Origin of the sequence: Mycobacterium sp., from assembly GCF_050701675.1 — a bacterium.
Taxonomy (GTDB): Bacteria; Actinomycetota; Actinomycetes; order Mycobacteriales; family Mycobacteriaceae; genus Mycobacterium.
Map to the genome: position 1 here is coordinate 1 of NZ_JBOGDD010001330.1, position 23,316 is coordinate 23,316.

Genomic DNA, 23,316 nt, shown 5'->3' on the forward strand with positions numbered 1-23,316 from the left:
GCTCTGTCCGGCGGGTTCGAACCCGACCTCGACATCGACACCGACGACCTGATCCGGCAGCGCGGAGGCAAGGCCGAGTTCGTCCAGGCCGACGTCACCCGCGCCGATGACCACGACGGTGCCGTGCGTGCGGCCGTCGAAGCCTTCGGCACCTTGGACGTCTACGTGAACAATGCGGGCGCGTTTCTCGGCAACTATTCCGTGGTGGACGAACCCCGCGAGACGTGGGACAAGACCTTCGAGGTCAACGTGACCGGCACGTGGCTGGGATGCAAGGCCGCCGTTCGCCAGATGCTCGCGCAGGAGGTGAGAGGGCGTTCGCGGGGCAAGATCGTGAACGTCGGCTCGATCGCCGGTGACGTCGGGCAGGCCGACCTGGGCGCGTACTCCGCGTCCAAGGGGGCAATCCACAACCTCACGCGTGCGGTCGCGATCGAGAACGCCCCCCACCGGATCAACGTCAATGCGGTGGCGCCGGGGTACTTCCCGACGGCGATGAACCGCGCTGCCTTCGACGACGCGGAAACACTGGCCAAGATTCAGGCGCTGCACCCCTGGCCCGAACTCGGGGTCCCCGAGGACGTGGCGGCGGCGGTGACGTTCCTGTCCTCGCCGGGTGCGGATTGGATCACCGGGGTGATTCTGCCCGTCGACGGTGGGTTCCTGGCGTCATGACGGCCATGTTCGTCGCATTGTCGACCTACCTCAAACCACTCGATGACGTCAATGCCAGTCGCGAACTCCACCTGAAATGGATTGCCGATCAGTTTGATTCGGGGCACCTGTTGGTCTCCGGTCGTCGAAACCCGGCCGTCGGTGGAGTGATCGTCGGCCGGGCGGCGGACCTGGAGGCATTTCACGCGCTGCTCGCCGATGATCCGTTCGTGCGCGCAGGACTGGCGCACTACGACGTCGTCGAATTCGAGCCCACTGCAGCAGCTCTCGATGCCCCCGCGTTCGCTACCTTCATCGGGGCAGGCGCGTGAGGGCCGCGGTTCTGCACGGAGCGGGTGACGTGCGCATCGAAACCGTTGCCGACCCGTCCGCCCCCGGCCCCGGCGAGGTGCTTCTCGAGGTCCTCAGAGCAGGGATATGCGGCTCCGACGCCGCAGAGTTCGACCGTGGTCCGGTGGTCACGCCGTTGCACACTCCGAACCCGCGCAGCGGCCATCACGGTCCGGTGATTCTCGGTCACGAGTTCGTCGGAAGGGTGGTGGAGGTGGGCTCCGACGTGGGCAACCTACGCGTCGGGCAGCGGGTGGTGCCCGGTGCCGGCGTCTGGTGCGGTTCCTGTTCGTGGTGCCGTCAGGGGCGCCCGAACCTGTGTGAGCGGTACTTCACGCTGGGGCTTCAAGCCAACGGTGGCATGGCCGAGTTCGTCGTCGCGCCCGCACGGATCTGCATCGATGTTCCCGACGCCCTCGGCGACGACACGGCCGCGATGACGCAACCCTTCGCCGTGGCCTTGCACGCCCTCGACCGGGCGCGCGTGACCGCCTCCGACACCGTGTGGATCAACGGCGCAGGCGGAATCGGATGCTTTCTGGTGGCGGGTGCCGCGGCCAGGGGTTGTACGACGATCATCGCGTCCGACGTCTCCGGCGACCGGCTGCGCATGGCTACCGCACTTGGTGCCACCCACGTCGTGAACGCCACGACCGAGGACGTCGGCGCGACGGTCGACGAGATCACGCTCGGGGGCGCCGACGTCGCGATCGAAGCCTCCGGCGCACCTGGGACGCTGGCCGCCGTCATCGCGTCCACCCGCCGGGGTGGTCGGGTGCTGTTGGTCGGGCTGCCCAAGCAGTCGCCGACGGTGGACACCGCCGACGTGGCGCTGCGCGAGCTCGACGTCATCGGCACTGTGGCCCACGTCTGCGACCGCAACATCCCGGAGGCCCTCGACATCTTGACGACGACACCGACGTTGCAGGGCGCGGCTGATCGGGTCATCGCGCTCGATCAGCTGGTGGACGGCGGTCTGGTCCCGCTGTGCAAGGGGCGGGTCAACGGCAAGGTTCTGGTCCATTTGACAGCTAAAGACATTGCAGTAGAAGGGATTGAATAGTGATACACGATCTGATCATCGTCGGCTCGGGCCCCGCTGGCTATACGGCTGCCGTGTATGCGGCGCGGGCGCAACTGGCACCGCTGGTCTTCGAGGGAACCCAGTACGGCGGCGCACTGATGACGACCACCGACGTCGAGAACTATCCCGGGTTCAACGACGGCATCATGGGCCCAGAGCTGATGGAGCAGATGCGCGAGCAGGCGATCCGCTTCGGCGCCCAGTTGCACACGGTCGACGTCGAGGCCATCCAATTGACCGGCGACGTCAAGGAGGTGACCGCCGAGGGTGTAACCCATCGTGCCAGGGCGGTGATCCTGGCGATGGGTGCTGCCCCGCGGTACCTCGGCGTGCCCGGGGAACAGGAGCTACTCGGCCGCGGCGTGAGCTCGTGCGCCACCTGTGACGGGTTCTTCTTCCGCGATCACGACATCACCGTCGTCGGCGGCGGAGATTCAGCCATGGAGGAGGCGACCTTCCTGACCCGGTTCGCACGATCGGTGACGGTCATACACCGCCGCAACGAGTTTCGCGCGTCCAAGATCATGCTGGAAAGGGCGCGCAACGACCCCAAGCTGCATTGGCGGACCGGCCAGTCGGTCGCCGAAGTCATCGGGGACGGCGGCGTCAGCGCGCTACGTCTGCGTGACTCGGAAAGTGGCGTCGAGACCACGCTCGAGGCGACGGCGATGTTCGTGGCGATCGGGCACGATCCCCGCAGCGACCTGGTGCGTGGTCAGGTCGCGCTCGACGACGACGGGTACGTGCGCACCGAAGCGCAGAGCACCCGGACCGATGTCGATGGCGTGTTCGCGTGCGGTGACCTCGTCGACCACACCTACCGCCAGGCCATCACCGCCGCGGGATCCGGTTGTAGCGCCGCCATCGACGCCGAGCGCTGGTTGGCCAACCGCGTGGCGAGTGCCGCCTAGCCCCGAGGAAACCTCGATCTCAATACATCCACATCGGCCGTCCATCAAGGAGTTTCGCCATGCCCGAATACCTCAAGTCCGCTCCGCCGCCGAGCGCCGACACCGAACGCACCCAGAGCGTCCGCGAGACCGTGACCGCCGTGATCGCCGACGTGCGCGACCGTGGCGACGCCGCGGTGCGCGAGTACTCCGCGAAGTTCGACAAGTGGACACCGAAGAGCTTCCGACTCGACGACCAGCAGATCGCGCAGATCGTCGACACCGTTCCCGACCAAGTCTTGACGGACATCCGAACGGTGCAGGAACGTGTGCGCGCCTTCGCCGTTCACCAGAGGAATTCACTGAGTGACTTCGAGGTGGAAACCGAGCCGGGAGTCTTCCTGGGCCAGAAGAACATTCCGGTGAGCTCGGCAGGTGCCTACGTACCGGGTGGACGGTATCCCCTCGTCGCCTCGGCACACATGACGGTGGTGACCGCGAAGGTAGCGGGTGTCGAGCGCGTGACGGCTTGCACGCCACCCATCCGTGGCGAGATACCCGCCGCGACTGTCGCCGCCTTATACCTCGCAGGTGCCGACGACATCTTCCTGCTCGGAGGCACCCAGGCCATCGCGGCCATGGCGCTCGGCACCGAAACGATCGGCAAGGTGGACATGCTGGCCGGACCGGGCAACGCCTACGTCGCCGAGGCGAAGCGACAGCTGTTCGGTGAGGTCGGCATCGATCTGTTCGCCGGTCCGACAGAGGTTCTCATCATCGCCGACGACGCCGCCGATCCCTTCGTGGTCGCCGTGGACCTGCTGAGTCAGGCTGAGCACGGCCCTGACTCGCCAGCGGTGCTGATTACGACCTCGGCCTCACTCGCCCGCCGCGTGATCGACCACGTCGACAAACTGCTCGTCGACATGCCCACTGCGGACTTCGCCGAACCCGCCTGGCGCAACCACGGCGAGGTGGTGGTGGTCGACGACCTCGACTCCGCCTACCGGCTGGCCGATCGCTACGCGAGCGAGCACGTACAGGTCCTCACCCGCAATCCGCGCGAGGCGCTGGAACGGATGCGCAACTATGGCGCGCTGTTCCTCGGAGAGGGTACGTGCGTGTCCTACGGTGACAAGGTGATCGGAACCAACCACACCCTCCCGACACGCGGGTCGGCCAACTACACCGGCGGGCTGTGGGTGGGCAAGTACCTCAAGACCGTCACGTACCAGGAAGTCACCGACCCGGCGGCGAGTGCTGCCCTTGGCACGCTGTGCGGCCGCGCCGCGCGGGTGGAGTCCTTCGAAGGGCACGCCCGCTCAGGGGACATCCGCGCCCACAAGTTCGGCGACGCCGAGTTGTCCTGGGCGCCAGCATGACCGATGAGGCCGCCGATACGACTCCGTCCGCAATCGCCGTGCTACTGGAGTTCTACCGCGCCGAGCGAACGTACATGGCATCGGGTGGCGCAGCAGCCGGAGCGAGTTTCGACGAAATGGGTGCGACGCTGCATCCCGAGGTGATGTTGCACCAATCCCCGGACCTGCCCTGGGGTGGTGAATGGGCCGGCTACGAAGGCTTCAAGGGCTGGTCGATCGAAATGAGCAAGCACTGGGACACCGTCGACGTCCAAGATCCGGTGTTCTTCGAGAACGGCGACCAGGTGATCGTGCAATGCCGCCTGGTGACGCGATCACGCCGCTCGGGCGAGACGCTCGACTACCCGATGGTGCAGGCGGTCACCGTGAAAGGCGGTCGTATCACCGAGTTTCGGGCCTTCTATTGGAACGTCCCGCACTACCGCAGGGCCTGCGCAGCCGAGGACCGGACGTGACGACGGCATCCAAGCCCGCCGAGACTACGCACGCATTCGCGGGCCTCAGCCTCGAAGGGCGCCGGGCCATCGTGACGGGTGCCGGCCGGGGCATCGGCCGCGCGGTCGCCGAACTACTTGCCAGAAGAGGCGCGGAGGTCGTGCTGCTGGCACGCAGCCGGGGTGAACTCGACGACGTCGCCGCCGTGATCGCCGAAGGAGATGGCCGGGCCGCCGTCATCGCCGTCGACGTGCTCGACGACCCGTCACTGCAGCGGGCCTTCGAGGCGGCCGGCCCGGCCGACATCCTGGTGAACTCGGCTGGCGCCAACCGGCCAAAACCCTTGTCCGAGATCACTCTCGATGACCTGGATCTGCTCCTGGGATTGAACGTGCGGGCGGTGTTCCGCGCGACGCAGTCGTTCGCGGCTCAGGCGATGAGGCGCAACGTGCCGGCCGTTGTCGTCAACGTGTCCAGCCAGATGGGCCACGTGGGCGCGCCTTCACGCAGTCTGTACTGCGCCACCAAGCATGCCGTCGAAGGCATGACCAAGGCGCTCGCGGTCGAGCTGGCCCCGCATGGCATCAGGGTGGTGTCGGTCGCACCGACATTCGTCGAGACGGCCCTGACCCGACCCTTCCTACAAGATCCCGCGGCGTCGCAGGCCCTGCTCGACAAGCTGCCGCTTGGACGATTCGGCACAGTGGACGAGGTCGCCGAGGCGGTGGCATTCGTCTGTTCCCCGGCTGCGAGTCTGATCACCGGAAGCAGCGTCCTCACCGACGGCGGGTGGGTGGCGCAATAGTGAACAACAGCGCGATAGAGGTGCTCCATCGCTTCTACGAAGCAGAGACGGCATATCTGGAATCCGAACCGAAGGACTTTACGGTTGTCGCGGCAACGCTACATCCGGATTGTGTTATGCACCAACCGGATTCTCTCCCCTACGCGGGCCAATGGCGTGGCCACGAAGGGTTCGAGCAGTGGATGGCAGCCTTCTCTGAGGTGTGGTCCTCGCTGACGGTGACTGCCCCCCAGTTCTTTCCGTCGGGATCAGACACTGTCTTCGTACGCTCGACTGTTCGGGCGACGGCCCGCGTGAACGGAGCGGAACTGAGTTGGCCGCTGCTGCAGATGATCACCGTCAAGGACGGACTCATCCTGGAGATCCAGCCGTTCTATTGGGACACCGCACTCGTGGTGCGATCATTGGGCGAATGAGACCTCGTCAGGGCTTGAGAATGATCTTGACGGCGCCATCCTGCTTCTTCTGGAAGATCTCGTAGCCGTGCGGCGCCTGCTCGAGAGTCATCGTGTGGGTGGCGAAGGCGTCGACGCCAAGCGGGTCGTCCTCGGTCAGCAGCGGCATGATGTCGTCGACCCACTTCTTCACGTTGGCCTGCCCCATCCGTAGCTGGATCTGCTTGTCGAACAGCGTCAGCATCGGCAACGGGTCGGCCATGCCGCCGTACACGCCGATCAGCGAGATCGTGCCGCCGCGCCGGACGATGTCGATCGCCGCGTAGATGGCGGCGAGTCGGTCGACGCCCGCCTTCTGCATCACCGGCTTGGCGAGCGCGTCGGGAAGCAGGCCGGTGACCTGTTGGGCGATCTTGGCGACCGGTGATCCGTGGGCTTCCATTCCGACGGCGTCGATGACCGAGTCGGTGCCTCGCCCGTCGGTGAGGTCGCGGATCACGTCGCCCAGGTCGTCGTGATGATCGGCGAGATTGACCGTGCGAATGCCGCGGGCCTCGGCGCGGGCCAGTCGTTCCGGTACCCGGTCGACGGCCGTCACGTCGTAGCCAAGGTGGGCTGCGACGCGGGCCGCCATGTCCCCGATCGGACCCAACCCGAGCACCGTCACCGAGCCGCCGTCCGGGATGTCGGCATAGGCCACGGCCTGCCAGGCCGTCGGTAGTACGTCCGAGAGGTACACGAACCGCGAATCCGGCGGTCCGTCGGGAACCTTGACGTGGGTGAACTGTGCCTGGGGTACGCGCAGGAGTTCGGCCTGGCCGCCGGGGACCTCGCCGTAGAGCTCGGAGTAACCGAAGAGCGCGGCACCCATGCCCTGATCGCGGACCTGAGTCGTCTCGCACTGCGTGAACAACTGTTGGTCGCACATGTAGCAACTGCCGCAGGAGATCTGGAATGGGATGACGACCCGGTCGCCCGCCGTCAGGTTGGTCACCGCGGCACCGACCTCGCGGACGATCCCCATCGGCTCGTGCCCGAGGATGTCGCCGGGATTCATGAACGCGCCGAGTACCTCGTAGAGATGAAGGTCCGACCCACAGATGTTGGTCGACGTGATCTCGATGATGGCATCGGTCGGTTCTTCGATCCTCGGGTCGGGGACGGTGTCGACGCGGACGTCGCGCTTGCCGTGCCACGTCACTGCTCTCATCGGGAACTTCTCTCGTCGTCGGTGAACGCGGTTGGGTCCTGCTTCTCGGCGATCATCGCCAACCGCCGGGTGCACTCGCGGTTGCGTGGCGCCACGACGAGCAGCTGCGCCACGTCGGGGACCCAGCGCAACGGTGCCGAGACCGCGACCTCCGACATCTCGACGGAGCACCCAACGGGAACATCGCTGAGCCGCAGCGTGATCCGCGCCTTCGCCGCTGGGCGCACCTTCGCCAGCAACACCAGCTCGCTGCCGGCATCGCAGCTCTCGACGACGGTCTCGTCGTCGATCATCACGGGCCAGGCGCCGATGGAGTGCAGGATGCGTGACCCGGGCGCGGGCCAATCCGGGCTGACCGCGCGGGTCCGGCAGTTGCCCACCACCCATCCCGAGTAGCTCCAGCCGTCGGCCAGCACCTCTCAGACCCGCTGCCGGGACGCTCCCACATCCTTGGTCACCGTCACCGTCATCGTCGTCGCCTCCTCGTTCAGTTGGCCGGGGGTACTGCGGAGGCCATCACCTTGGCGGCCATGTCCCAGGCACGGTGTAGGCCAAGCACGTTGGCGAGGTTTGCGACGAAGGCCTTGTCGACGTCATCGGCGACCTCAATGCCGGGGCCCTTGGCCGGGATCCGGGCGGCCTTGAGGACCACGGTCCCGTCACCCCAGGCTGCGACGGCCTTGCAGTGCCGGAACGCCTCCTGCAGCAGCACGACGAGCTTGATGTCCGCCGTCGGTGTGGTTCCCGAGGCCACCACGAGCGCATCGAACTCGATGGATCGTGTCGTCGCCAGTGTCCGGTCGACGGTGACGTTGCGCCGTCCCGACTTGAGTACGCCGCCGACGGGTGCGACCACCAATGCGGTGACACCAAGGGCCGCAGTCGACTTCACCAGTTTGGCGACCCCCGCGAGGTCGGAACCCGCGTCGGCGATGATCCCGATCTTGCGGCCGTCGATCGGCCCCGGCTCGGCCAGGAGCTGCACCAGCGCCGGGGAGACGGTGACGTCCTCGGTCGGACTGCCCTTCGGCGCAGGCAGGCCGAGACCGGCGGCGACCTGCGCGCAGAGGTCGGCGTCGACGTTGGCCAACGCCAGCAGTTCGCGTTCCTTGATCGCCTTCTCGTAGACCTTGCCGAGTTCGAAGGTGAACGCCTCGACCACGTGGGACTGTTCGATGAGGCTGAGGCTCCGGTAGAACATGGTCGACTGGGTGAAGTGGTCGTCGAACGACGCCGGCTGCGCGCGCACCGCGGTGCCTTCGATGGGGCGCGGCGTCTGCACGTAGCCACCGTGCTTCGCGTCGGCGAGCTGTGGCTCGCCGCCGTCGATGGTGTTCGGGTTGTAGGGGGCCACCCCGGTGTGGATGGCGGTCTGGTGCATGCCGTCGCGGAGCATGTCGTTGACGGGGCAGTGCGGGCGGTTGATGGGCAGCTGGGTGAAGTTCGGCCCGCCCAGCCGGGTGATCTGGGTGTCGAGGTAGGAGAACAGCCGCGCCTGCATGAGCGGATCGTTGGTCGGTTCGATGCCGGGCACCAGATTGCCGGTGTGGAACGCGACCTGCTCCGTCTCGGCGAAGTAGTTGGTGGGATTGCGGTTCAGCGTCATCTTTCCAAGCAGCTGCACGGGTGCGAGTTCCTCGGGCACCAGCTTGGTCGGATCGAGCAGGTCGATCCCCTCGAAGCTGTCGGTGCCGTCATCGGGCATGACCTGGATGCCGAACTCGTATTCGAGGAAGGCGCCTGCTTCGATGCCGTCAGCCATGTCGCGCCGGTGAAAGTCCGGGTCGCACCCCGCGGCGATCTGCGCCTCCTCCCAGACCAGGGAGTGCACGCCTGCGACGGGCTTCCAGTGGAACTTGACCAGACTCGTCTCGCCCGCGTCGTTCACCAGCCGGAAGGTGTGGACGCCGAAGCCCTCCATCGTCCGGAAGGAACGGGGGATGCCGCGGTCGCTCATGTTCCACATCACGTGGTGGGTGGCCTCGGTGTGCAGTGAGACGAAGTCCCAGAAGGTGTCATGGGCGGACTGTGCCTGCGGGATCTCCCGATCCGGCTGCGGCTTGGCGGCGTGGACGATGTCGGGAAACTTGATGCCGTCCTGGATGAAGAAAACCGGCATGTTGTTGCCGACCAGGTCGAAGGTGCCCTCGTCGGTGTAGAACTTCACGGCGAAACCGCGGGTGTCACGGACGGTGTCGGCCGAACCGCGAGAACCCAAAACGGTCGAAAAGCGGGTGAAGACGTCGGTTTTCGTACCCTTCTTACCCAGGAAGCCGGCCTTGGTCACCGATGCGCCCGTGCCGTAGGACTCGAAGACGCCGTGTGCGGCCGCCCCACGCGCATGCACGACGCGCTCCGGGATGCGCTCGTGGTCGAAGTGGGTGATCTTCTCCCGCAGATGGAAGTCCTCCAGCAGCGTCGGCCCTCGGGGCCCCGCCTTCAGCGAGTGATCGGTGTCGGGAAGTCGCACACCCTCGGCAGTCGTCAGGTAGGAGCCGGACTGTGCGCGCGGGTCGGGGTCGCGAGTCTGACCGTCGGTGACACCGGTCGGACTGGCAGTTCGGGGGGCGCTCTGATTGGGTTTGCGGGCTGAGGGCACGAGTACTCCTGATCGTCGAACGTGATCGAGCGCGTCCGGTAGCTACACGGCCACCTCTTCGCCGTCCTTCACCGTCCTGTTGGCCGGATACCCCGTTTCCGGAACCGCAAGCCCTTACCCCCGCGCCGCCTTCGCGACTAGATTTGTCGATGAATTCACGTCAAGGGAGATATGTCATGACCGCCACCGTCTCGGCCCAACCCACCTACCGCGTCGTCAACCCAGCCACCGGTGACGTCGGGCAGGTGTTCGACATCGCCTCGGATGCCGAGGTCGAGTCAGCGCTCGCAGCATCCGCGGAGGCGTACCGCTCCTGGCGGGACACCCCCATCGCCGAGCGGGCGCGGATCGTCAGCAGGGTGGGAGAGCTCTTCAAGGAGCACTCCGCCCGACTCGGAGCAATCGCCACCGAGGAGATGGGCAAGCCTCTGCCGGAGTCCGTGGACGAAGCCGACTTCTGCGGCGACATCTTCGACTACTTCGCGACGGAGGGTCCCGGCCTGGCGTCGGATCAGGAGATCAAGACGTTCGCCGGGGGCAAGGCCTACGTGCAGAAACTGCCGATCGGACCGTTGCTCGGCATCATGCCGTGGAACTACCCCTTCTACCAGATCGCCCGCTTCGCGTCCCCGAACCTGGTGCTGGGCAACACCATCCTCCTCAAGCACGCCGAGTCCGTGCCGAAGTCGGCGCTCGCGGTGCAGGAGATCATGGACGAGGCCGGGGTGCCGCCGGGTGTCTACCAGAACATCTTCGTGTCCTACGCGCAGGTGGAGCAGATCATCGGTGACCGCCGTGTCGTCGGCGTCTCGCTGACCGGCTCGGAGCGGGCCGGTTCGGTGGTGGCGGCGATCGCAGGCAAGAACCTCAAGAAGTGCGTTCTCGAGCTCGGCGGGTCCGACGCCTACGTGGTGCTGGACACCGACGACGTCAAGGCATCGGCAGATCTCGCGTGGGACACCAGGATCGGCAACACCGGCCAGGCGTGCAACTCCAACAAGCGCATCATCGTCACCAACGACATCTTCGAGGGCTTCGTCGACCGGCTCGTCGAACGGGCGAAGGATCTCAAACCAGGCGATCCGGCCGAGGCCGCCGACGGCACGTTCTCGCCCCTGTCGTCGCGGCGGGCCGCTGAGACGCTGCACGAGCAGGTGCAGGACGCCGTCGCGAAGGGCGCGACGCTGCATGCCGGGGGCGTGCTCGGTGAAGGCCCCGCGGCCTACTACTCGCCCGCGGTACTGACCGGTATCACCCCCGAGATGCGGGCCTACCGCGAAGAGCTGTTCGGTCCGGTTGCGGTGGTGTACTCGGTCGCCGACGACGACGAGGCGCTGACACTGGCCAACGACTCCGACTACGGGTTGGGCGGCGCGGTGTTCAGCACGGACACCAAGCGTGCGGAGAAGATCGCGCAGCGGCTCGAGTCGGGTATGTCGAACGTCAACACGCCCGCCAACGAAGGCCAAGAGGTGCCGTTCGGTGGTGTCAAGCGAAGCGGTTTCGGGCGTGAACTCGGACCGCTCGGAATGGACGAGTTCGCCAACAAGCGGCTGTATTACGTCGCCGACTGATCTCTTCGGGCCCGGGCCCGGCGCTTGCCCTCGTGCATGGCGGCCACCCGGGCCACGGGAATGGTTCGGCCCTGTTCGATCAGGTCCGTCGGAAGACGCTGCGGCGCGGGCATCGACTCGGTCCACGAATCACGCTCGGCCATGGCGTCGAGCGCGGTGTGGACGGTGAAGTCGCCTGGGGTGACCCGGTCGAGGTCGGACCAGTCCAGCGGAAAGGACACCGGCGTGCCAGGGCGCAGTCGCGGGCTGTAGGCGGCGGCGACGGTCGCTCCACCGGCCCTGGTGGAATCCACGAACACCTTGCCGCCGCGATCCTCGGTGAGGAATGCCGTGGTGGCCAGTTCGGGGTCGAGCGCCTCCGCGCGGGCGGCGAGCGCACGGGTCGCCGCCGCGACGTCCTCGACGGGTGCCGCGTCGTCGATCGGGACGAAGACGTGAATTCCCTTGGCGCCGCTGGTCTTCACCGCGCCCGCCAGTCCGCTGTCGGCAAGCGCTCGGCGGACCAGATGCGCGACGGCGACCACCGCCGCGAAGTCGTCGTCCCCCGGCGGATCCAGGTCGAGTATCAAATGCGTTGGCCGATAGATGTTCTCGGCCAGCCCCAACGTCGGGTGGTACTCCACGGCCCGCTGATTGGCCAACCAGAGCAGCGTCCGCCGGTCATCGCACAGGGCGTAGTGCACCTCCCGCTTGGAGGCCTCCGCCCAGATGGGCACCGTGGCCACCCAATCAGGGGTGTACTTGGGCACGTTCTTCTGCATGAACGGCGCCCGGCCCCGCAGCACCCGCAGGACCGTGAGCGGACGCCCGGCGAGTACGGGCAACATCCGCTCCGCCGCCCCATCCAGATAGTCGACCAGATCGCGTTTCGTCGCATCCGCGTCCGGCGTCAGGTCCTGGTCGAGGTTGGTCAGGTCGACGCCGTTTCGCTGCTCGCTGGTGCTCACGGATGCCATGCTGACACTCGTAGTCCGGCGACACGCACACGTTCGCCGCAACCGCGTCGGAGAACCGGAACGCCGTTAGCCTCCTGTCGTGGGGTTCATCGAGAGCGTCGAACTCGTCGGCACGGTGATCGACGGCGTTGGCGTGGCGATCATCGCGTTCGGTGCGGTCGTGGCGGCGGGGATCGCACTCGGCCGGCTGCTGCGGAAATCGACTGACACGTACCGGGTCTTCCGTGAGCAGCTCGGTCGCTCGATCCTCCTCGGCCTGGAGTTCCTGGTCGCCGCCGACATCATCCGTACGGTGGCGGTCACCCCGAACGCGCGGAGTGTCGCCGTGCTGGCGGGCATCGTGGCCATCCGGACGTTCCTCAGTTTCTCCCTGGAACTCGAGATCACGGGCCGCTGGCCGTGGCAGAAGAGGTCCCGCACCGGCGACGCCGTGACGGATCCGGCCTAGTCGCCCGTGGAAGTCACGTGCCGAGGTCAGGGTTCGATCAGTCCGGCACGGATCGCGTAGCGAGTGAGCGCCAAGCGGTCGCGGAGACCGAGCTTCTGCAGGATGTTTGCCCGATGACGGTCAACGGTCTTGGCGCTGATGGCCAAGGTATTTGCGATCTCACGGGTGGAATGGCTCTCCGCCACCAGCTTGAGCACTTCCTCCTCGCGGGGCGTGAGAATGCTGTCGGGCAACGGATCGCCGTGCCGGGCGCGGTGCAGGTAGTCGCGGATCAGCGCGTTGACGGCCCCTGGGTACAAGAACGGCTCGCCACGAAGGGTCGCCCGGCACGCCTCGATGAGGTCCCGGTCGGCCACCGACTTCAGGACGTAACCCGATGCGCCAAATTTGAGCGCTTCGAAGAAGTACTGCTCGTTGTCGTACATCGACAGGATCAGAATCCTGACGTGGGGATGGTTCCGGCTGATTTCCCTGGCAGCTTGTAACCCCGTCATCCGCGGCATGGCGATGTCGAGGATCGCCAGGTCGGTGGGAGTGTCGTCGAGCGCCGCGAGTGCTTCGTATCCGTTGGAGGCCTCCGCCACGACCTGTAGGTCGGGCTCGGCGTCGAGGATCATCCGTAGCCCGCTACGGACCAGCGCGTGGTCGTCGGCCAGCAGGAGGCGCGCCGGGGATTGAGTCATTGCGGGCTCCGCACCGTGCTCAACGGGATGGTCATGCGAACTTCGGTCCCGCTCTCGCCGCTCGAGGTGATGGTGAGCGCGGCGTCGACCAGCAAGGCGCGTTCACGCATACCCCTGATCCCGGCTCCGTCGGTCGCGACACCACCCCTACCGTCATCGGCGATTCGCAGCGTGAGTTGCTCAGCGGTGGCATGGACGTCGAGCCACACCTTCTCAGCCTCGGCATGGCGGGCAATGTTGGTCAAGCTCTCCTGGGCGACGCGGTAACACACGAGTTCGACGTCGGGATCCAGCCGGACAAGTTGCGGCGCAGTGTGTTTGGCGACCGTGATGCCGGTGGCGTGGGTGAACTCGTTGCACAGCGCGTTCAGCGCACTGTGCAACCCAAGGACTTCCAGTGCGTCGGGCCTCAGACGACGGGCGATGCTCTGTACCTCGTCGAGGCTGGCGCGCACGGTTTCCTGTGCCTCGTGCAGATCGGCGCACAGCTCGGCCGGTGCCCGATCGACGGCGCGCTTGAGGGTGAGAAGCACGACGGTGAGGCTCTGGCCGATCTCGTCGTGCAGCTCGCGGGCAATTCGTTGCCGCTCGTTCTCCTGCGCGGCCAGCGCTGACGCGCTCGCCGAGGTCCGCTCCCCTTCCTGACGATCCAGCATGGCGTTGAACGACGCGATGAGGTGATGCAGGTCGCCCTTGCCACGATCGTCAACGCGGTCGCCGCGATGAGGGGGGTTGACCCGTCGCATCGAGCTGGCCAGTTCGTCCAACGGCGCGAGGCTCGAGCGCAACAGCAAGGCATTGGCCGCCAGAATCACGGCCAGCCCCACGACGAGCACGGGAATCTCGGTCAGCCTGATGCGCGCCGATACGGTCGCCGGGGAGAGGGCGAGAACGAGTGTGCCGAGGGTGAAGACGAGACCGTTGATCACGAAGACCCGACGAAAGAGTTCCGCAGCAGGCGTCCGCGTACGTCGGCGTAGCCGTTCCAAGACGTGCTCACTAGCGTTCACGTCCCCAGCGTGGTCGCTGTGCGGCGGGGTGTCCATACACGTCTTCTCCCCCAACAAATGGGTGTCGCACCCGATGGTGGCGCGGCGAGCCGTCGCCCAGACTGGAAGAGACCACGGCCGTAGGAGTTTCGATGCATGTCGATCGGATGACATCACCCAGCGATGGGGTACAACACCGCATCCTCACCCGTGCCGGCGAGCGGTTCTGTGTGACGGTGGAGATGGACAGCAGTTGCCGCTTGATCACCTATGGCGGCGCGGCTCCGGACGGATCCGCGCACTCGATCGTGCTCGGACCCGACGAGGCCGACCAGGTTGCCGAGATCCTGCACACTCGACCAGTCGCTGATCGTCTCCGATCGCTCGCACGACAGATCGGCCAATTGAGCGCCGGAACGGACGCACAATGATCACTCCAGCCAGCGTGCAGCGGGATGAAGCAATGCAAGCACACGAGATATCGGTCAGACTGCCCACGATTCGCACGGATGACCCGGTCGCCAAGGCGGTACAGGTCATGGTGGTCAACCGGCTACCCGGGCTCATCGTCGTCGACGACGCCGATCGGCCCATCGCCGTACTGCCCGGTACACAGGTTCTGCGTCTCGCCATTCCCGGCTCCTACCAAGACGACCCGGCACTCGTTCGGACCGTGGACGAACTTCACGCCGACCTGTTCTGGCGCGAGCCGGGAGACTTGACCGTAGGCGATTGCCTGCCGACCCCGGTCGCCAAGCCGGCGACGGTGCCACCCGAGGCCACCCTGCTGGAGATCGCGACGGTGATGGCACGGAAGCACAGTCCCCTGATCGCCGTCGTCGATCGCACCGGGAGGCTGATCGGTGCGGTGACGCTGGAGCGGCTGCTGACCAGTTTGGCGGTTGCCGGGCCCGGCGACTGATCACCCGGGCCCGGCGACCATGGCGGCTCTTTCGACCATCGCGCCCATGCTCGCGATCGCCATCTTCGTCGTCGCGTTCTGGTTCATCGCCACCGAGCGCGCGGACAAGGTCAAGACCGTCCTCGTCGCTGCGGGCCTCATGGCGGTACTCGGCCTGATCCCCGGCGCGAAGGTGTTCTACAGCGAGCACGAGGGTATCGACTGGAACGTCATCTTCCTGCTGCTTGGCATGATGGTCATCGTCGGCGTCGTCAAGCAGACCGGCATATTCGACTACCTGGCGATCTGGGCCGCAAAACGGTCCCGCGGCAAGCCGTTCCGGCTGATGGTCATGCTGATGCTGATCACGGGGATCGCCTCCCCGGTGCTCGACAACGTCACGATCATCATGCTCGTCGTTCCCGTGACACTGGTCGTCTGCGAACGCCTGCGCATCGCTCCTGCGCCCTTCGTGATCGCAGAGGTGCTCGCATCGAACATCGGCGGCGCCGCCACCCTGATCGGAGATCCACCGAACATCATCATCGGAAGCCGAGCGGGCCTGACATTCAACGACTTCCTCGTACACATGGCGCCGATCGTGATCGTCATCTTCGTGTTGTTCGTGGCGTTCACCAGGGTGCTGTTCCGCAACCAGCTGCGCACCGACTTCGTCAACATGGACCAGGTGATGGCGTTGCAGGAGCGCCGCGCAATCAAGGACGTCCGGTTGTTGATCCGTTCGCTGTCGGTTCTCGCGGTGGTCATCGTCGGCTTCGGGCTGCATTCGGTGCTCCACGTCGCCCCATCGATCGTCGCCCTCGTCGGTGCGGGGGCGATGATTCTGGTGACCGACATCGACGTGAGTGACGTTCTGCCGGAAGTGGAATGGCCCACCCTGGTGTTCTTCTTGGGCCTGTTCGTCATGGTCGCCGGGCTGGTTCACACCGGCGTCATCGACGCCATCGGAGCCGCCGCGACGTCGGCGTTCGGCGACAACGTGTTCCTCGCGGCCACCGCGCTGATCTTTGGATCGGCGATCATCGGCGCGTTCATCGACAACATCCCGTTCACCGCGACGATGACCCCCGTAGTCGAAGAGATGGTCGCCGCCACCCCCGACGGACAGTCCGGCCAGGGCCTGTGGTGGGCCTTCGCGCTCGGCGCCTGCTTCGGTGGGAACGGCACCGCCATCGCGGCCAGCGCCAACGTGGTTGCGCTCGGCATCGCGCACCGAGCGGGTCACCCAATCAGCTTCTGGCAGTTCACCAAATACGGCATCGTGGTCACCATGCTCAGTGCGACGCTGGCCTGGGGGTATGTATTGCTGCGATATTTCTGACCGTCGCCGCTGGTGCTGCGCGCAGTACGTTTCCCGTCAGGTCCCTGACGCGGTGGTCGCGATGCCGCCGTCGACGGGGATGACCGTCCCGGTCAGATACGCCCCCGCGCGGCTGGCCAGGAAGACGGCGATGCCTGCCATGTCGTCGTCCCGCCCGATCCGTCGAAGCGGGGCCGCCGCGGCGATCGCGTCGCCGAACGCATCGAGGGTCGCCGCCATCATCTTCGAGGGGAACGGTCCCGGTGCCACCGCGTTCACGGTGACGTGTTGCGGTCCCAACTCGCGGGCGAGCATCCGGGTGAGCTGATGCAATGCCGCCTTGCTGCTCGCGTACGAGTAGACGGGCAGCTGGCTGACGTGGATGGCGTCGATGCTGCCGACGTTGATGATGCGGGCGGGGTCGTCGGTGGTGCCTGCCCGTCGAAGAGCGGGAAGCAACGCCTGAACGAGCCAGAAGGGTGACTTGAGGTTCAGGTCGATGACCTTGTCCCACGCCGAGTCGGGGAACGTCTCCAACGGCTCACCCCACGTGGCGCCCGCATTGTTGACCAGGATGTGGAGGCCGTCCCCGTCGGCGGTGACGAGGTCCGCGAGGCGCTGACACTCGTCGTGCCTGGAGAGATCGGCGGGGATGGCCCGTACCTCACCGAACTCGGCGAGCTGGTTCTGCGCCTCGGCGCAGGCATCGGCCTTGCGTGAGCTGATCACGACGCGGGCGCCCGCCTGTAGTAGGCCGCGGGCCATCATCATCCCGATGCCCCTGGTGCCACCGGTGACGAGGGCAGATTTGCCCGTCAGATCGAAAAGGTCTGCGTGCGTGGTCGTTTGGTCGTCCGGCATGTGGTCGCCTTCCATCGTGGTTTCGGGGCGCGGCTGTCCCGAGAACGATACGGTTGACACCGCCCGGCGTTCGGGTCAGGCTATCTGAACCGATCGGTCCACGAAATGGCGGTACGCGATGACTGAAGCATTCATCCTCGGCGGCGTGCGAACTCCGTTCGCGCGATACGGAAGCGCGCTGTCGCACATTCGCACCGACGACCTGCTCGGAATGACCATGAAGGGCGCCTGCGAGCGCGTGGGTGTCGAGCTGGGCGCGGTCGAGGACATCGTCGCCGGCTGCGTGAACCCGGCCCACGAGGGCATGGGCGACGTCGGCCGCTGGGCCGCGCTGGCGGCGGGCTTCCCCGACAGTGTCGCTGGAGCCACGATCAACCGGTTCTGCGGTTCGTCGCTGTCGGCCACGATCAACGTCGCGCACGCCATCAAGGCAGGCGACCTCGGTGTCGGCCTCGCCTGCGGCGTCGAGTCGATGTCCCGGTCGGGCTGGGCACTGATGAAGGGCGATGCGGCCTTCAGTCCGCGCGGACCGGTCTTCATGTTGGACACCATGTGGGCTGGCGCGGGTGGCCCGCCGAACCCGGCCCTGCTGGCCCGCAACGCCTATATCGCGATGATCGAGACCGCGCAGAACGTCGCCGACCGCTACGAGCTGTCGAGGGAGGAGATCGACGCGTTCGCGCTACGGTCACAACGGCACGCGAAGGCCGCGCGGGATTCCGGCAGACTCGCGAAGGAGATCATGCCGGTGACGATCCCTGCGACCCGCAAGACGCCGGAAGTCGTGTTCTCCCATGATGAGTTCATCCGCGACGACACCACCGCCGAGTCGCTCGCGAAGCTACCCGCCCAGCCTGGCACCACCCAGATGACCGCGGCCAACTCGACTCCGCTGACCGACGGAGCCAGCGCAATCGTGCTCGCGTCGGGGGAGCGGGCCACCGAGCTCGGCGTCGCGCCCCTTGCCCGCGTGGTGTCCTCGGCGGTCTATGGAATCGACCCGCTCTACATGGGTTTGGCTCCGGCATGGGCGATTCCGCTTGCGATTCGCCGCGCCGGTCTGACGCCCGAGCAGATCGACGTGTGGGAGGTGCACGAGGCGTTCAGCGCCCAGGCGCTCGGTGTCCTGCGTGAACTTCCGAATCAGTTGGGCGGCTTCGTCGTTCCCGACGACAAGCTCACGCCCAATGGGGGAGCCGTTGCCATCGGGCATCCCTTCGGCGCCACGGGAACCCGTTACGTGCTGACGCTGGCCACCGAACTGCGCGAGCGCAACGCGCGCTACGGCGTCATCGGTGTCTGCATCGGATCGGGACAGGGGGTCGCGATCGTGCTGGAGAACCCGGACGCGCGCGGTTAGGCTCGCCGGGTCCTCGCACTTGATGGCGGCGGCGAACTCGCGGATCTTCTCGCGCCCGACCTCGAAGTAGTCGGGGTATTCGTAGTGCATCCCACGGATGTCGGTCTTGAGCGCCATGGATTCCCCGGTGTTCCTCTCGCAGCGGGATTCTGGGTCGTGGTTGTCTCAATACTTGCCGAAGGCGATCGCGACGTTGTGTCCGCCGAATCCGAACGAGTTGCTGATCGCGTACTGGAAGTCCCCGGTCCGGGGTTCACCGGCCACGACGTCCAGGTCGATCTCGGGATCGAGATTCTCGAGGTTGAGAGTCGGTGGGATGACACCGTCGCGCAGCGCAAGCACGGTGAGGATGGACTCGACGGCGCCGGATGCGCCGACGGAGTGGCCCAGAGCAGATTTCGGCGCGTACACCGCCGCCGAGTTTCCGACCGCGCGGTTGATCGCCTTTGCCTCCGCCACGTCACCGACCCTGGTGGCGGTCGCATGGGCATTCACGTGGTCGATGTCATTGGGGGTCAGGCCTGCGAGCTCGATGGCGCGGGTCATCGCGTACCCGGCGCGCTCGCCGCTGGGGTCCGGCGCCACGACATGGAATCCGTCGGAGGTGATGCTGGCGCCCATCAGCCTGCCGAGGATGTTGGCGCCACGGGCCTTGGCGTGCTCCTCGGTCTCGATGACCATCAGCGCGCCGGCCTCGCCGAACACGAAGCCGTTGCGATCCCGGTCGAAGGGGCGACAAGCACCGGGGGGATCGTCGTTGGTCGTGGACATGACGATGCGCATCTGGGCGAACGCTGCGATCGCCACCGCCTCGATCCTGTTCTCGACGCCACCGCAGATCGCGATGTCTGCCTCACCGAGGACGATCTGCCGCCAGGCCTGCGCGATGCCCTCCGAACCCGAGGCACAGGCCGACACCGGCGTGATCACCCCGGCCTTGGCATGCCGCTCGAGGCCGACGGCCGCAGCGGGTCCGTTTGGCATGTACATCTGCACCGTCAATGGCGACACGGCCGTCACGCCCCGCTCGCGCATGCCGTCGTAGGCGAACACCAGGGCCTCGACAGCGCCGAGACCGGTCCCGATCGACACCGCCAAACGGTTGGTGTCCACCTCGGGATTGCCTGCGTTCTGCCACACTCGCCGACCCAGGACGGTGGACATCTTCTGGACGTAACCGAGGCGACGCAGCTCGACGCGCGTCAGCTCGGCGTCGAACTCCTCGAGCAGATGACCGCCGATGCGGACCGGCAAGTTGTACTGCTCGACGAACGGGTCGTCGAGCAGGCGGATACCGCTCTGCCCGTCGAGGAGGGCCTTCCAGGTGTCGTCCGCGCTGGTGGCGACTGACGTCGTCATCGCGATGCCCGTGACGACGACGTTGGGAAGGCCGTTACCAGTGCTCAGGCCGGCTACCTGAGATGAGTTGATCGGTGCTCGCATGAGAAAAACCCTCATTTCACTACATGAGTGTTCGGCCCTCTGCTGTCGAATTTTATCCAACCTGCCAGCTCAACGCATCCCTCGTCCTGAGCCGTCGGCAACGCGTATCCGGCCTACGCTGGGGGCGTGGCCCGACAGGTTCTGAAGGTAGGCCTCGCGACCCTGCTGGCCGCGGGGGCGATGGCGGCGATCGTCGTGGCGCCACTCGCCGCTGCCGATCCGTTTCCGCCTGCGGGCAACGGGCAGTCGGCCAGTGCCACCATCGACGATCTGCAGGCCAAGGGCTACGACGTCCGGATCAACTGGACCACCGGATACGACACCAAGCCGCTGTCCGAATGCTGGGTCACGGGAGTGAACAACCCCAGCCACGAGGCACCGACGGAAGGTTCGTTCACCACCGTGTACGTGGACGTCGCCTGTCCGAACGGGGACGACGGCTCCGGCTTCACCGGTGGCGTCGGCATCGGTGTCGGCTAGGGCCCTACCGGGGCAGCTTGGCTTCGATCGCCTCAGCGACGGCGACGGCCTGCGTCACCGTCGAGGAATCCCGTTTGCACGCCTGCACGTCGACGACGACGTTGTTGGTGACCGCCAGTGCGCGCTGGCACGAATCGACTCCGCTGGGGTTGCCCCTGGTGAACGGGATGGCGAGCTCGGTGTCGGTCTTGGTCAGTTCGCCACTTCGCCACTTCGGCAGCGGCTTGTCGTTCAGGGTGATGTTGACGTTGTGGTTCGTGCACTTCGACCAGCGGTCCGACGATTGTTCGAAGAAGCCGCGGGCGGCATCGGTCGAGGGGTAGTTGACCACAGACTGCACCACCAGGTTCTGCCAGCCGTCGGAATCCGGTGACCGAAGCAGCTCCTGGCGAAGGGCGATCCAGCCGTCGGCGCCGTAGACCCCGGCTTCGTTCACCTGCCAGATCCCGAGGCAGTTGAGATTGGGCAGGAGATTGCGGTGATCGCCCATCACCTCGACGCGTGGGTGTGCCGTCATCCCGCTGGTTCCCATGATGGAGCCGACCTCGCCGGTGCCGAGCAGCACTCGGTCGAGAGCGTTCGCGCCAACCAGCTGCGGCGGCGCCGCCGTCGGCTGGCTGCCTCCCGTCGAGCAGCCCGTCAGGGCGAGACCGAACGCGATTACCACCACTGCGAACCGCTTCACTTCGACTCAGGCATGCGTCCCGGCCGCGGCACACGCCTGCTGAGCGTTGGTGGCGTCGGTGTTCATCTCGGTCGCGGTCGTGTTCAGGCTCTCGCCCGAGATGTGCAGCCCCATCTTGAGGAGGAGCTTGGTCGCGTCCACCGACCACGCCCGCATCGGATCCCCGATCGCCGGGTCCAGCCCGGGTGTGCCTGCGGCGTCCATGGCCACGCCTGCCGCCTGCCGCAACGCGGTCCGGCCCAACTCGTTTGTGCTCTGGACGCCGGGGTCCCCGTAGGAGGTGCCCTCGAACGAGTCGGCGAACTCCCCGTAGTAGGTCGAGGCGCCGTCCAGCGCGGCGGCGAACTCCCCACAGCCCGTGACGGCGGGGGCGGCGGCGTTGTCGGACATTGGTACGGCGTTCACCTGAACAGCGGGATTCTGTGAACCGTCAGCATCACCGTCGTCGGCGGAAGCCGTTGAAACGCAGGCTAATCCGATTCCTATAGCGATGAAGGAGGCGGCTAACGCTCGTTCGCACACGCGGGGTGACCTCAAGATGCTCCTCCAAGTTAGTCAAATCGCGCCTCCTGGAGCACAATCCGCACCCACATTCGGTCAATCAGGTGTCCGGTTGGTGAACGGATGACCAACCCGTGCCGTCCGGTCGCAATCCATTGCACGTGTTGAAACTGTGAAATTGCTTCGGGGAAACTGGATTTCACGCATATCGCCAGCCCGGAAGAGCGCGTCTCGGCGAGACGCGCACTGGATGGGAACGAGGCGCGAGCTGTTGGTCGACCGTTCACCGTCCGGCAACCCCGCCATTGGATGCTCCGTCCCGACAGATTCGTTGGATCCGCCGGATTCCGACCACGAGAGGCGCCGAAACAACCATGTTGAACCGTTTTGCCACGCTGGCAACTGTTTGCATTGCCATCCCGGTCTTGGCAGCGCCGGTGGCGTTGGCCGACCCGCCGCCTCCTGACCCCGCGATCCAGCCGGTGGGGGCACCGGCCGGTCCGCCGCCCGATACGGGGATAGTCCCGTCGGCGGCTCCAGGGATCCTCGACACCCCTGACGGCTGGCACCTTTCGGTGGTGGGAAGCAACGAGACGCAGCTGCCGGTGGCACCGCTGACCACGGCCATCTCCTCTCGTGAGTACCTGATCTCGGGCACCTTCACCGGCACCATCACCGGCGGCGGCAAGACCAAGCTGACCGGTGGGTCGATGGAGGCCGGCGAGCAGATCGGGTGCGGCATCATCTCCGATGAGACCGAGATCAACCCCGGCGCCAGCCTGACTCCCGGACTCAACCTGCCCACGGGGATCCCGACGATCAGCGCGGGAATCAGCCTGCAGGGCAAGGTGTACCTCAAGCCGGGCACCGTCACGACGGTCGCGCTGGACAAGAAGTCCTTCAAGGGGACGTCGACGCGCATCACCCTGACCGGTGTGCGGGTCAAGACCGATCAGTGCGCGGGCCAGTCGTTCATCCGCTCCTACGCGACGCTGACGAGCTCGACCGACAACACCGATGACGTCATCACCTACCTCGGCGTCACCAAGTCCGTCTAGCAGCCAGCTGCCCACCCACTCTGTGAAAGGCTTCGCCATGTTCAATCGTTTTGCCCTGCTGGCTACTTGCCTGCTCATCCCGGTCGGGACTGCGCCTCTCGCGCTGGCGGATCCGCCGCCGGACCCCGACCCCGCGATCGCAGCGGCCGGCGATCCCGGCCCGCCGCCGGACAACGGGATCGTCGGCTCGTCTGAGCCCGGCATCGTGACCACCCCCGATGGTTGGGTGCTGACCGTCGCGGCGGCCAACG

Annotated in this window: 26 protein-coding genes and 2 pseudogenes; 17 read left to right on the top strand and 11 right to left on the bottom strand. The window is 66.4% G+C overall.

Features of this window, described 5'->3' with window-relative positions:
- The 8 genes from ACRDUX_RS41035 to ACRDUX_RS41070 form a co-directional block, all read left to right on the top strand.
- A partial coding sequence (locus ACRDUX_RS41035) for an SDR family NAD(P)-dependent oxidoreductase (RefSeq protein ID WP_526423334.1) occupies positions 1-675 on the top strand: 675 nt, incomplete at its 5' end.
- Complete coding sequence (locus ACRDUX_RS41040; RefSeq protein WP_526423335.1) at positions 672-986, top strand: YciI family protein; 315 nt, start codon at positions 672-674, stop codon at positions 984-986. The genes ACRDUX_RS41035 and ACRDUX_RS41040, both read left to right, overlap by 4 nt.
- Before the next feature lie 29 nt (positions 987-1,015).
- The gene (locus ACRDUX_RS41045) at positions 1,016-2,068 is read left to right on the top strand and encodes a zinc-dependent alcohol dehydrogenase (RefSeq protein WP_526423337.1); all 1,053 of its coding nucleotides are present in this window, start codon (positions 1,016-1,018) and stop codon (positions 2,066-2,068) included.
- On the top strand, positions 2,068-3,000 hold the full coding sequence (gene trxB / locus ACRDUX_RS41050) for a thioredoxin-disulfide reductase (RefSeq protein ID WP_526423339.1): 933 nt from the start codon (positions 2,068-2,070) through the stop codon (positions 2,998-3,000). Before ACRDUX_RS41045 ends, trxB begins: the two co-directional genes overlap by 1 nt.
- A 59-nt stretch (positions 3,001-3,059) precedes the next feature.
- A complete protein-coding gene (hisD, locus tag ACRDUX_RS41055) occupies positions 3,060-4,361 on the top strand; it encodes a histidinol dehydrogenase (RefSeq protein WP_526423341.1) in 1,302 nt (433 codons plus the stop codon).
- Positions 4,358-4,816 carry a nuclear transport factor 2 family protein gene (locus tag ACRDUX_RS41060; RefSeq protein WP_526423343.1) on the top strand — a complete coding sequence of 153 codons (459 nt, stop codon included), beginning with the start codon at positions 4,358-4,360 and terminating at the stop codon, positions 4,814-4,816. The genes hisD and ACRDUX_RS41060 overlap by 4 nt, the downstream gene beginning before the upstream one ends.
- Positions 4,813-5,601, top strand: a complete 789-nt coding sequence (locus ACRDUX_RS41065; RefSeq protein ID WP_526423345.1) for an SDR family NAD(P)-dependent oxidoreductase — start codon at positions 4,813-4,815, stop codon at positions 5,599-5,601. The genes ACRDUX_RS41060 and ACRDUX_RS41065 overlap by 4 nt, the downstream gene beginning before the upstream one ends.
- Positions 5,601-6,017, top strand: coding sequence for a nuclear transport factor 2 family protein (locus ACRDUX_RS41070; RefSeq protein WP_526423347.1), 417 nt, complete (start codon positions 5,601-5,603; stop codon positions 6,015-6,017). The genes ACRDUX_RS41065 and ACRDUX_RS41070 overlap by 1 nt, the downstream gene beginning before the upstream one ends.
- A 7-nt stretch (positions 6,018-6,024) precedes the next feature.
- Here the strand turns inward: ACRDUX_RS41070 and ACRDUX_RS41075 are convergent, their stop codons facing one another.
- From ACRDUX_RS41075 to ACRDUX_RS41085, 3 genes are all read right to left on the bottom strand, one after another.
- Positions 6,025-7,206 (bottom strand): zinc-dependent alcohol dehydrogenase, encoded by a 1,182-nt coding sequence (locus ACRDUX_RS41075; protein ID WP_526423349.1) that lies wholly within the window; start codon positions 7,204-7,206, stop codon positions 6,025-6,027.
- A complete protein-coding gene (locus ACRDUX_RS41080; RefSeq protein ID WP_526423351.1) occupies positions 7,203-7,622 on the bottom strand; it encodes an SRPBCC family protein in 420 nt (139 codons plus the stop codon). Before ACRDUX_RS41080 ends, ACRDUX_RS41075 begins: the two co-directional genes overlap by 4 nt.
- Before the next feature lie 71 nt (positions 7,623-7,693).
- Positions 7,694-9,805, bottom strand: a complete 2,112-nt coding sequence (locus tag ACRDUX_RS41085; RefSeq protein WP_526423353.1) for a catalase — start codon at positions 9,803-9,805, stop codon at positions 7,694-7,696.
- Positions 9,806-9,981: 176 nt separating this feature from the next.
- Here ACRDUX_RS41085 and ACRDUX_RS41090 point away from each other — a divergent pair, with 176 nt between their 5' ends.
- A complete protein-coding gene (locus ACRDUX_RS41090; RefSeq protein ID WP_526423355.1) occupies positions 9,982-11,379 on the top strand; it encodes an NAD-dependent succinate-semialdehyde dehydrogenase in 1,398 nt (465 codons plus the stop codon).
- Here the strand turns inward: ACRDUX_RS41090 and ACRDUX_RS41095 are convergent.
- Positions 11,364-12,326, bottom strand: a complete 963-nt coding sequence (locus ACRDUX_RS41095; protein ID WP_526423356.1) for a DNA polymerase domain-containing protein — start codon at positions 12,324-12,326, stop codon at positions 11,364-11,366. The two genes, ACRDUX_RS41090 and ACRDUX_RS41095, sit on opposite strands and share 16 nt — an antisense overlap.
- A gap of 88 nt (positions 12,327-12,414) precedes the next feature.
- Here ACRDUX_RS41095 and ACRDUX_RS41100 point away from each other — a divergent pair, with 88 nt between their 5' ends.
- Positions 12,415-12,783, top strand: coding sequence for a DUF1622 domain-containing protein (locus tag ACRDUX_RS41100; protein WP_526423358.1), 369 nt, complete (start codon positions 12,415-12,417; stop codon positions 12,781-12,783).
- A 26-nt stretch (positions 12,784-12,809) separates the two neighbouring features.
- Here the strand turns inward: ACRDUX_RS41100 and ACRDUX_RS41105 are convergent, their stop codons facing one another.
- The gene (locus ACRDUX_RS41105; RefSeq protein WP_526423360.1) at positions 12,810-13,466 is read right to left on the bottom strand and encodes a response regulator transcription factor; all 657 of its coding nucleotides are present in this window, start codon (positions 13,464-13,466) and stop codon (positions 12,810-12,812) included.
- Entirely contained in the window at positions 13,463-14,512 is a 1,050-nt protein-coding gene (locus tag ACRDUX_RS41110; RefSeq protein ID WP_526423362.1) for a sensor histidine kinase, read from the bottom strand. The genes ACRDUX_RS41105 and ACRDUX_RS41110 overlap by 4 nt, the downstream gene beginning before the upstream one ends.
- 95 nt (positions 14,513-14,607) lie before the next feature.
- Here ACRDUX_RS41110 and ACRDUX_RS41115 point away from each other — a divergent pair, with 95 nt between their 5' ends.
- Genes ACRDUX_RS41115 through ACRDUX_RS41125 form a run of 3 tightly spaced genes read left to right on the top strand, consistent with a single transcriptional unit; the run spans position 14,608 to position 16,698 of the window.
- Positions 14,608-14,886 (top strand): cation:proton antiporter regulatory subunit, encoded by a 279-nt coding sequence (locus tag ACRDUX_RS41115; protein WP_526423364.1) that lies wholly within the window; start codon positions 14,608-14,610, stop codon positions 14,884-14,886.
- Positions 14,883-15,377: a CBS domain-containing protein gene (locus ACRDUX_RS41120; protein WP_526423366.1), complete on the top strand. Its 495-nt coding sequence runs from the start codon at positions 14,883-14,885 to the stop codon at positions 15,375-15,377. Before ACRDUX_RS41115 ends, ACRDUX_RS41120 begins: the two co-directional genes overlap by 4 nt.
- Before the next feature lie 46 nt (positions 15,378-15,423).
- Positions 15,424-16,698 (top strand): ArsB/NhaD family transporter, encoded by a 1,275-nt coding sequence (locus ACRDUX_RS41125; RefSeq protein ID WP_526423368.1) that lies wholly within the window; start codon positions 15,424-15,426, stop codon positions 16,696-16,698.
- A 36-nt stretch (positions 16,699-16,734) separates the two neighbouring features.
- On the opposite strand, the gene ACRDUX_RS41130 is transcribed toward ACRDUX_RS41125, so the two are convergent.
- Positions 16,735-17,538, bottom strand: a complete 804-nt coding sequence (locus tag ACRDUX_RS41130; RefSeq protein WP_526423370.1) for an SDR family oxidoreductase — start codon at positions 17,536-17,538, stop codon at positions 16,735-16,737.
- Positions 17,539-17,656: 118 nt separating this feature from the next.
- On the opposite strand from ACRDUX_RS41130, the gene ACRDUX_RS41135 reads away from it, so the two are divergent.
- Positions 17,657-18,898 carry a thiolase family protein gene (locus tag ACRDUX_RS41135; protein ID WP_526423372.1) on the top strand — a complete coding sequence of 414 codons (1,242 nt, stop codon included), beginning with the start codon at positions 17,657-17,659 and terminating at the stop codon, positions 18,896-18,898.
- On the opposite strand, the pseudogene ACRDUX_RS41140 reads toward ACRDUX_RS41135, so the two are convergent.
- Positions 18,875-19,015: pseudogene (locus ACRDUX_RS41140) on the bottom strand (FAS1-like dehydratase domain-containing protein); the annotation flags it as partial. The gene ACRDUX_RS41135 and the pseudogene ACRDUX_RS41140 overlap by 24 nt on opposite strands.
- 48 nt (positions 19,016-19,063) lie before the next feature.
- On the bottom strand, positions 19,064-20,341 hold the full coding sequence (gene kasB / locus ACRDUX_RS41145; RefSeq protein ID WP_526423374.1) for a 3-oxoacyl-ACP synthase KasB: 1,278 nt from the start codon (positions 20,339-20,341) through the stop codon (positions 19,064-19,066).
- Positions 20,342-20,467: 126 nt separating this feature from the next.
- Here kasB and ACRDUX_RS41150 point away from each other — a divergent pair, with 126 nt between their 5' ends.
- Positions 20,468-20,821: a hypothetical protein gene (locus ACRDUX_RS41150; RefSeq protein WP_526423376.1), complete on the top strand. Its 354-nt coding sequence runs from the start codon at positions 20,468-20,470 to the stop codon at positions 20,819-20,821.
- A gap of 4 nt (positions 20,822-20,825) precedes the next feature.
- Here the strand turns inward: ACRDUX_RS41150 and ACRDUX_RS41155 are convergent, their stop codons facing one another.
- Both ACRDUX_RS41155 and ACRDUX_RS41160 read right to left on the bottom strand, forming a co-directional pair.
- A complete protein-coding gene (locus ACRDUX_RS41155) occupies positions 20,826-21,506 on the bottom strand; it encodes a sensor domain-containing protein (protein ID WP_526423378.1) in 681 nt (226 codons plus the stop codon).
- Between the two features lie 6 nt (positions 21,507-21,512).
- Positions 21,513-21,896, bottom strand: a complete 384-nt coding sequence (locus tag ACRDUX_RS41160; protein ID WP_526423380.1) for an Rv2240c family protein — start codon at positions 21,894-21,896, stop codon at positions 21,513-21,515.
- 485 nt (positions 21,897-22,381) lie between these two features.
- Here ACRDUX_RS41160 and ACRDUX_RS41165 point away from each other — a divergent pair, with 485 nt between their 5' ends.
- Positions 22,382-23,065: an MspA family porin gene (locus tag ACRDUX_RS41165; protein ID WP_526423382.1), complete on the top strand. Its 684-nt coding sequence runs from the start codon at positions 22,382-22,384 to the stop codon at positions 23,063-23,065.
- A 37-nt stretch (positions 23,066-23,102) separates the two neighbouring features.
- Positions 23,103-23,316: pseudogene (locus ACRDUX_RS41170) on the top strand (MspA family porin); the annotation flags it as partial.

Excerpts from the sequence above, each read along its gene's own strand:
- ACRDUX_RS41040 (WP_526423335.1), top strand. The coding sequence starts at position 672 with ATGACGGCCATGTTCGTCGCATTGTCGACCTACCTCAAACCACTCGAT.
- hisD (WP_526423341.1), top strand. The coding sequence starts at position 3,060 with ATGCCCGAATACCTCAAGTCCGCTCCGCCGCCGAGCGCCGACACCGAA.
- ACRDUX_RS41060 (WP_526423343.1), top strand. The coding sequence starts at position 4,358 with ATGACCGATGAGGCCGCCGATACGACTCCGTCCGCAATCGCCGTGCTA.
- ACRDUX_RS41075 (WP_526423349.1), bottom strand. The coding sequence starts at position 7,206 with ATGAGAGCAGTGACGTGGCACGGCAAGCGCGACGTCCGCGTCGACACC.
- ACRDUX_RS41090 (WP_526423355.1), top strand. The coding sequence starts at position 9,982 with ATGACCGCCACCGTCTCGGCCCAACCCACCTACCGCGTCGTCAACCCA.
- ACRDUX_RS41105 (WP_526423360.1), bottom strand. The coding sequence starts at position 13,466 with ATGACTCAATCCCCGGCGCGCCTCCTGCTGGCCGACGACCACGCGCTG.
- ACRDUX_RS41110 (WP_526423362.1), bottom strand. The coding sequence starts at position 14,512 with ATGGACACCCCGCCGCACAGCGACCACGCTGGGGACGTGAACGCTAGT.
- ACRDUX_RS41115 (WP_526423364.1), top strand. The coding sequence starts at position 14,608 with ATGCATGTCGATCGGATGACATCACCCAGCGATGGGGTACAACACCGC.
- ACRDUX_RS41120 (WP_526423366.1), top strand. The coding sequence starts at position 14,883 with ATGATCACTCCAGCCAGCGTGCAGCGGGATGAAGCAATGCAAGCACAC.
- ACRDUX_RS41125 (WP_526423368.1), top strand. The coding sequence starts at position 15,424 with ATGCTCGCGATCGCCATCTTCGTCGTCGCGTTCTGGTTCATCGCCACC.
- ACRDUX_RS41130 (WP_526423370.1), bottom strand. The coding sequence starts at position 17,538 with ATGCCGGACGACCAAACGACCACGCACGCAGACCTTTTCGATCTGACG.
- ACRDUX_RS41135 (WP_526423372.1), top strand. The coding sequence starts at position 17,657 with ATGACTGAAGCATTCATCCTCGGCGGCGTGCGAACTCCGTTCGCGCGA.
- kasB (WP_526423374.1), bottom strand. The coding sequence starts at position 20,341 with ATGCGAGCACCGATCAACTCATCTCAGGTAGCCGGCCTGAGCACTGGT.
- ACRDUX_RS41160 (WP_526423380.1), bottom strand. The coding sequence starts at position 21,896 with ATGTCCGACAACGCCGCCGCCCCCGCCGTCACGGGCTGTGGGGAGTTC.
- ACRDUX_RS41165 (WP_526423382.1), top strand. The coding sequence starts at position 22,382 with ATGTTGAACCGTTTTGCCACGCTGGCAACTGTTTGCATTGCCATCCCG.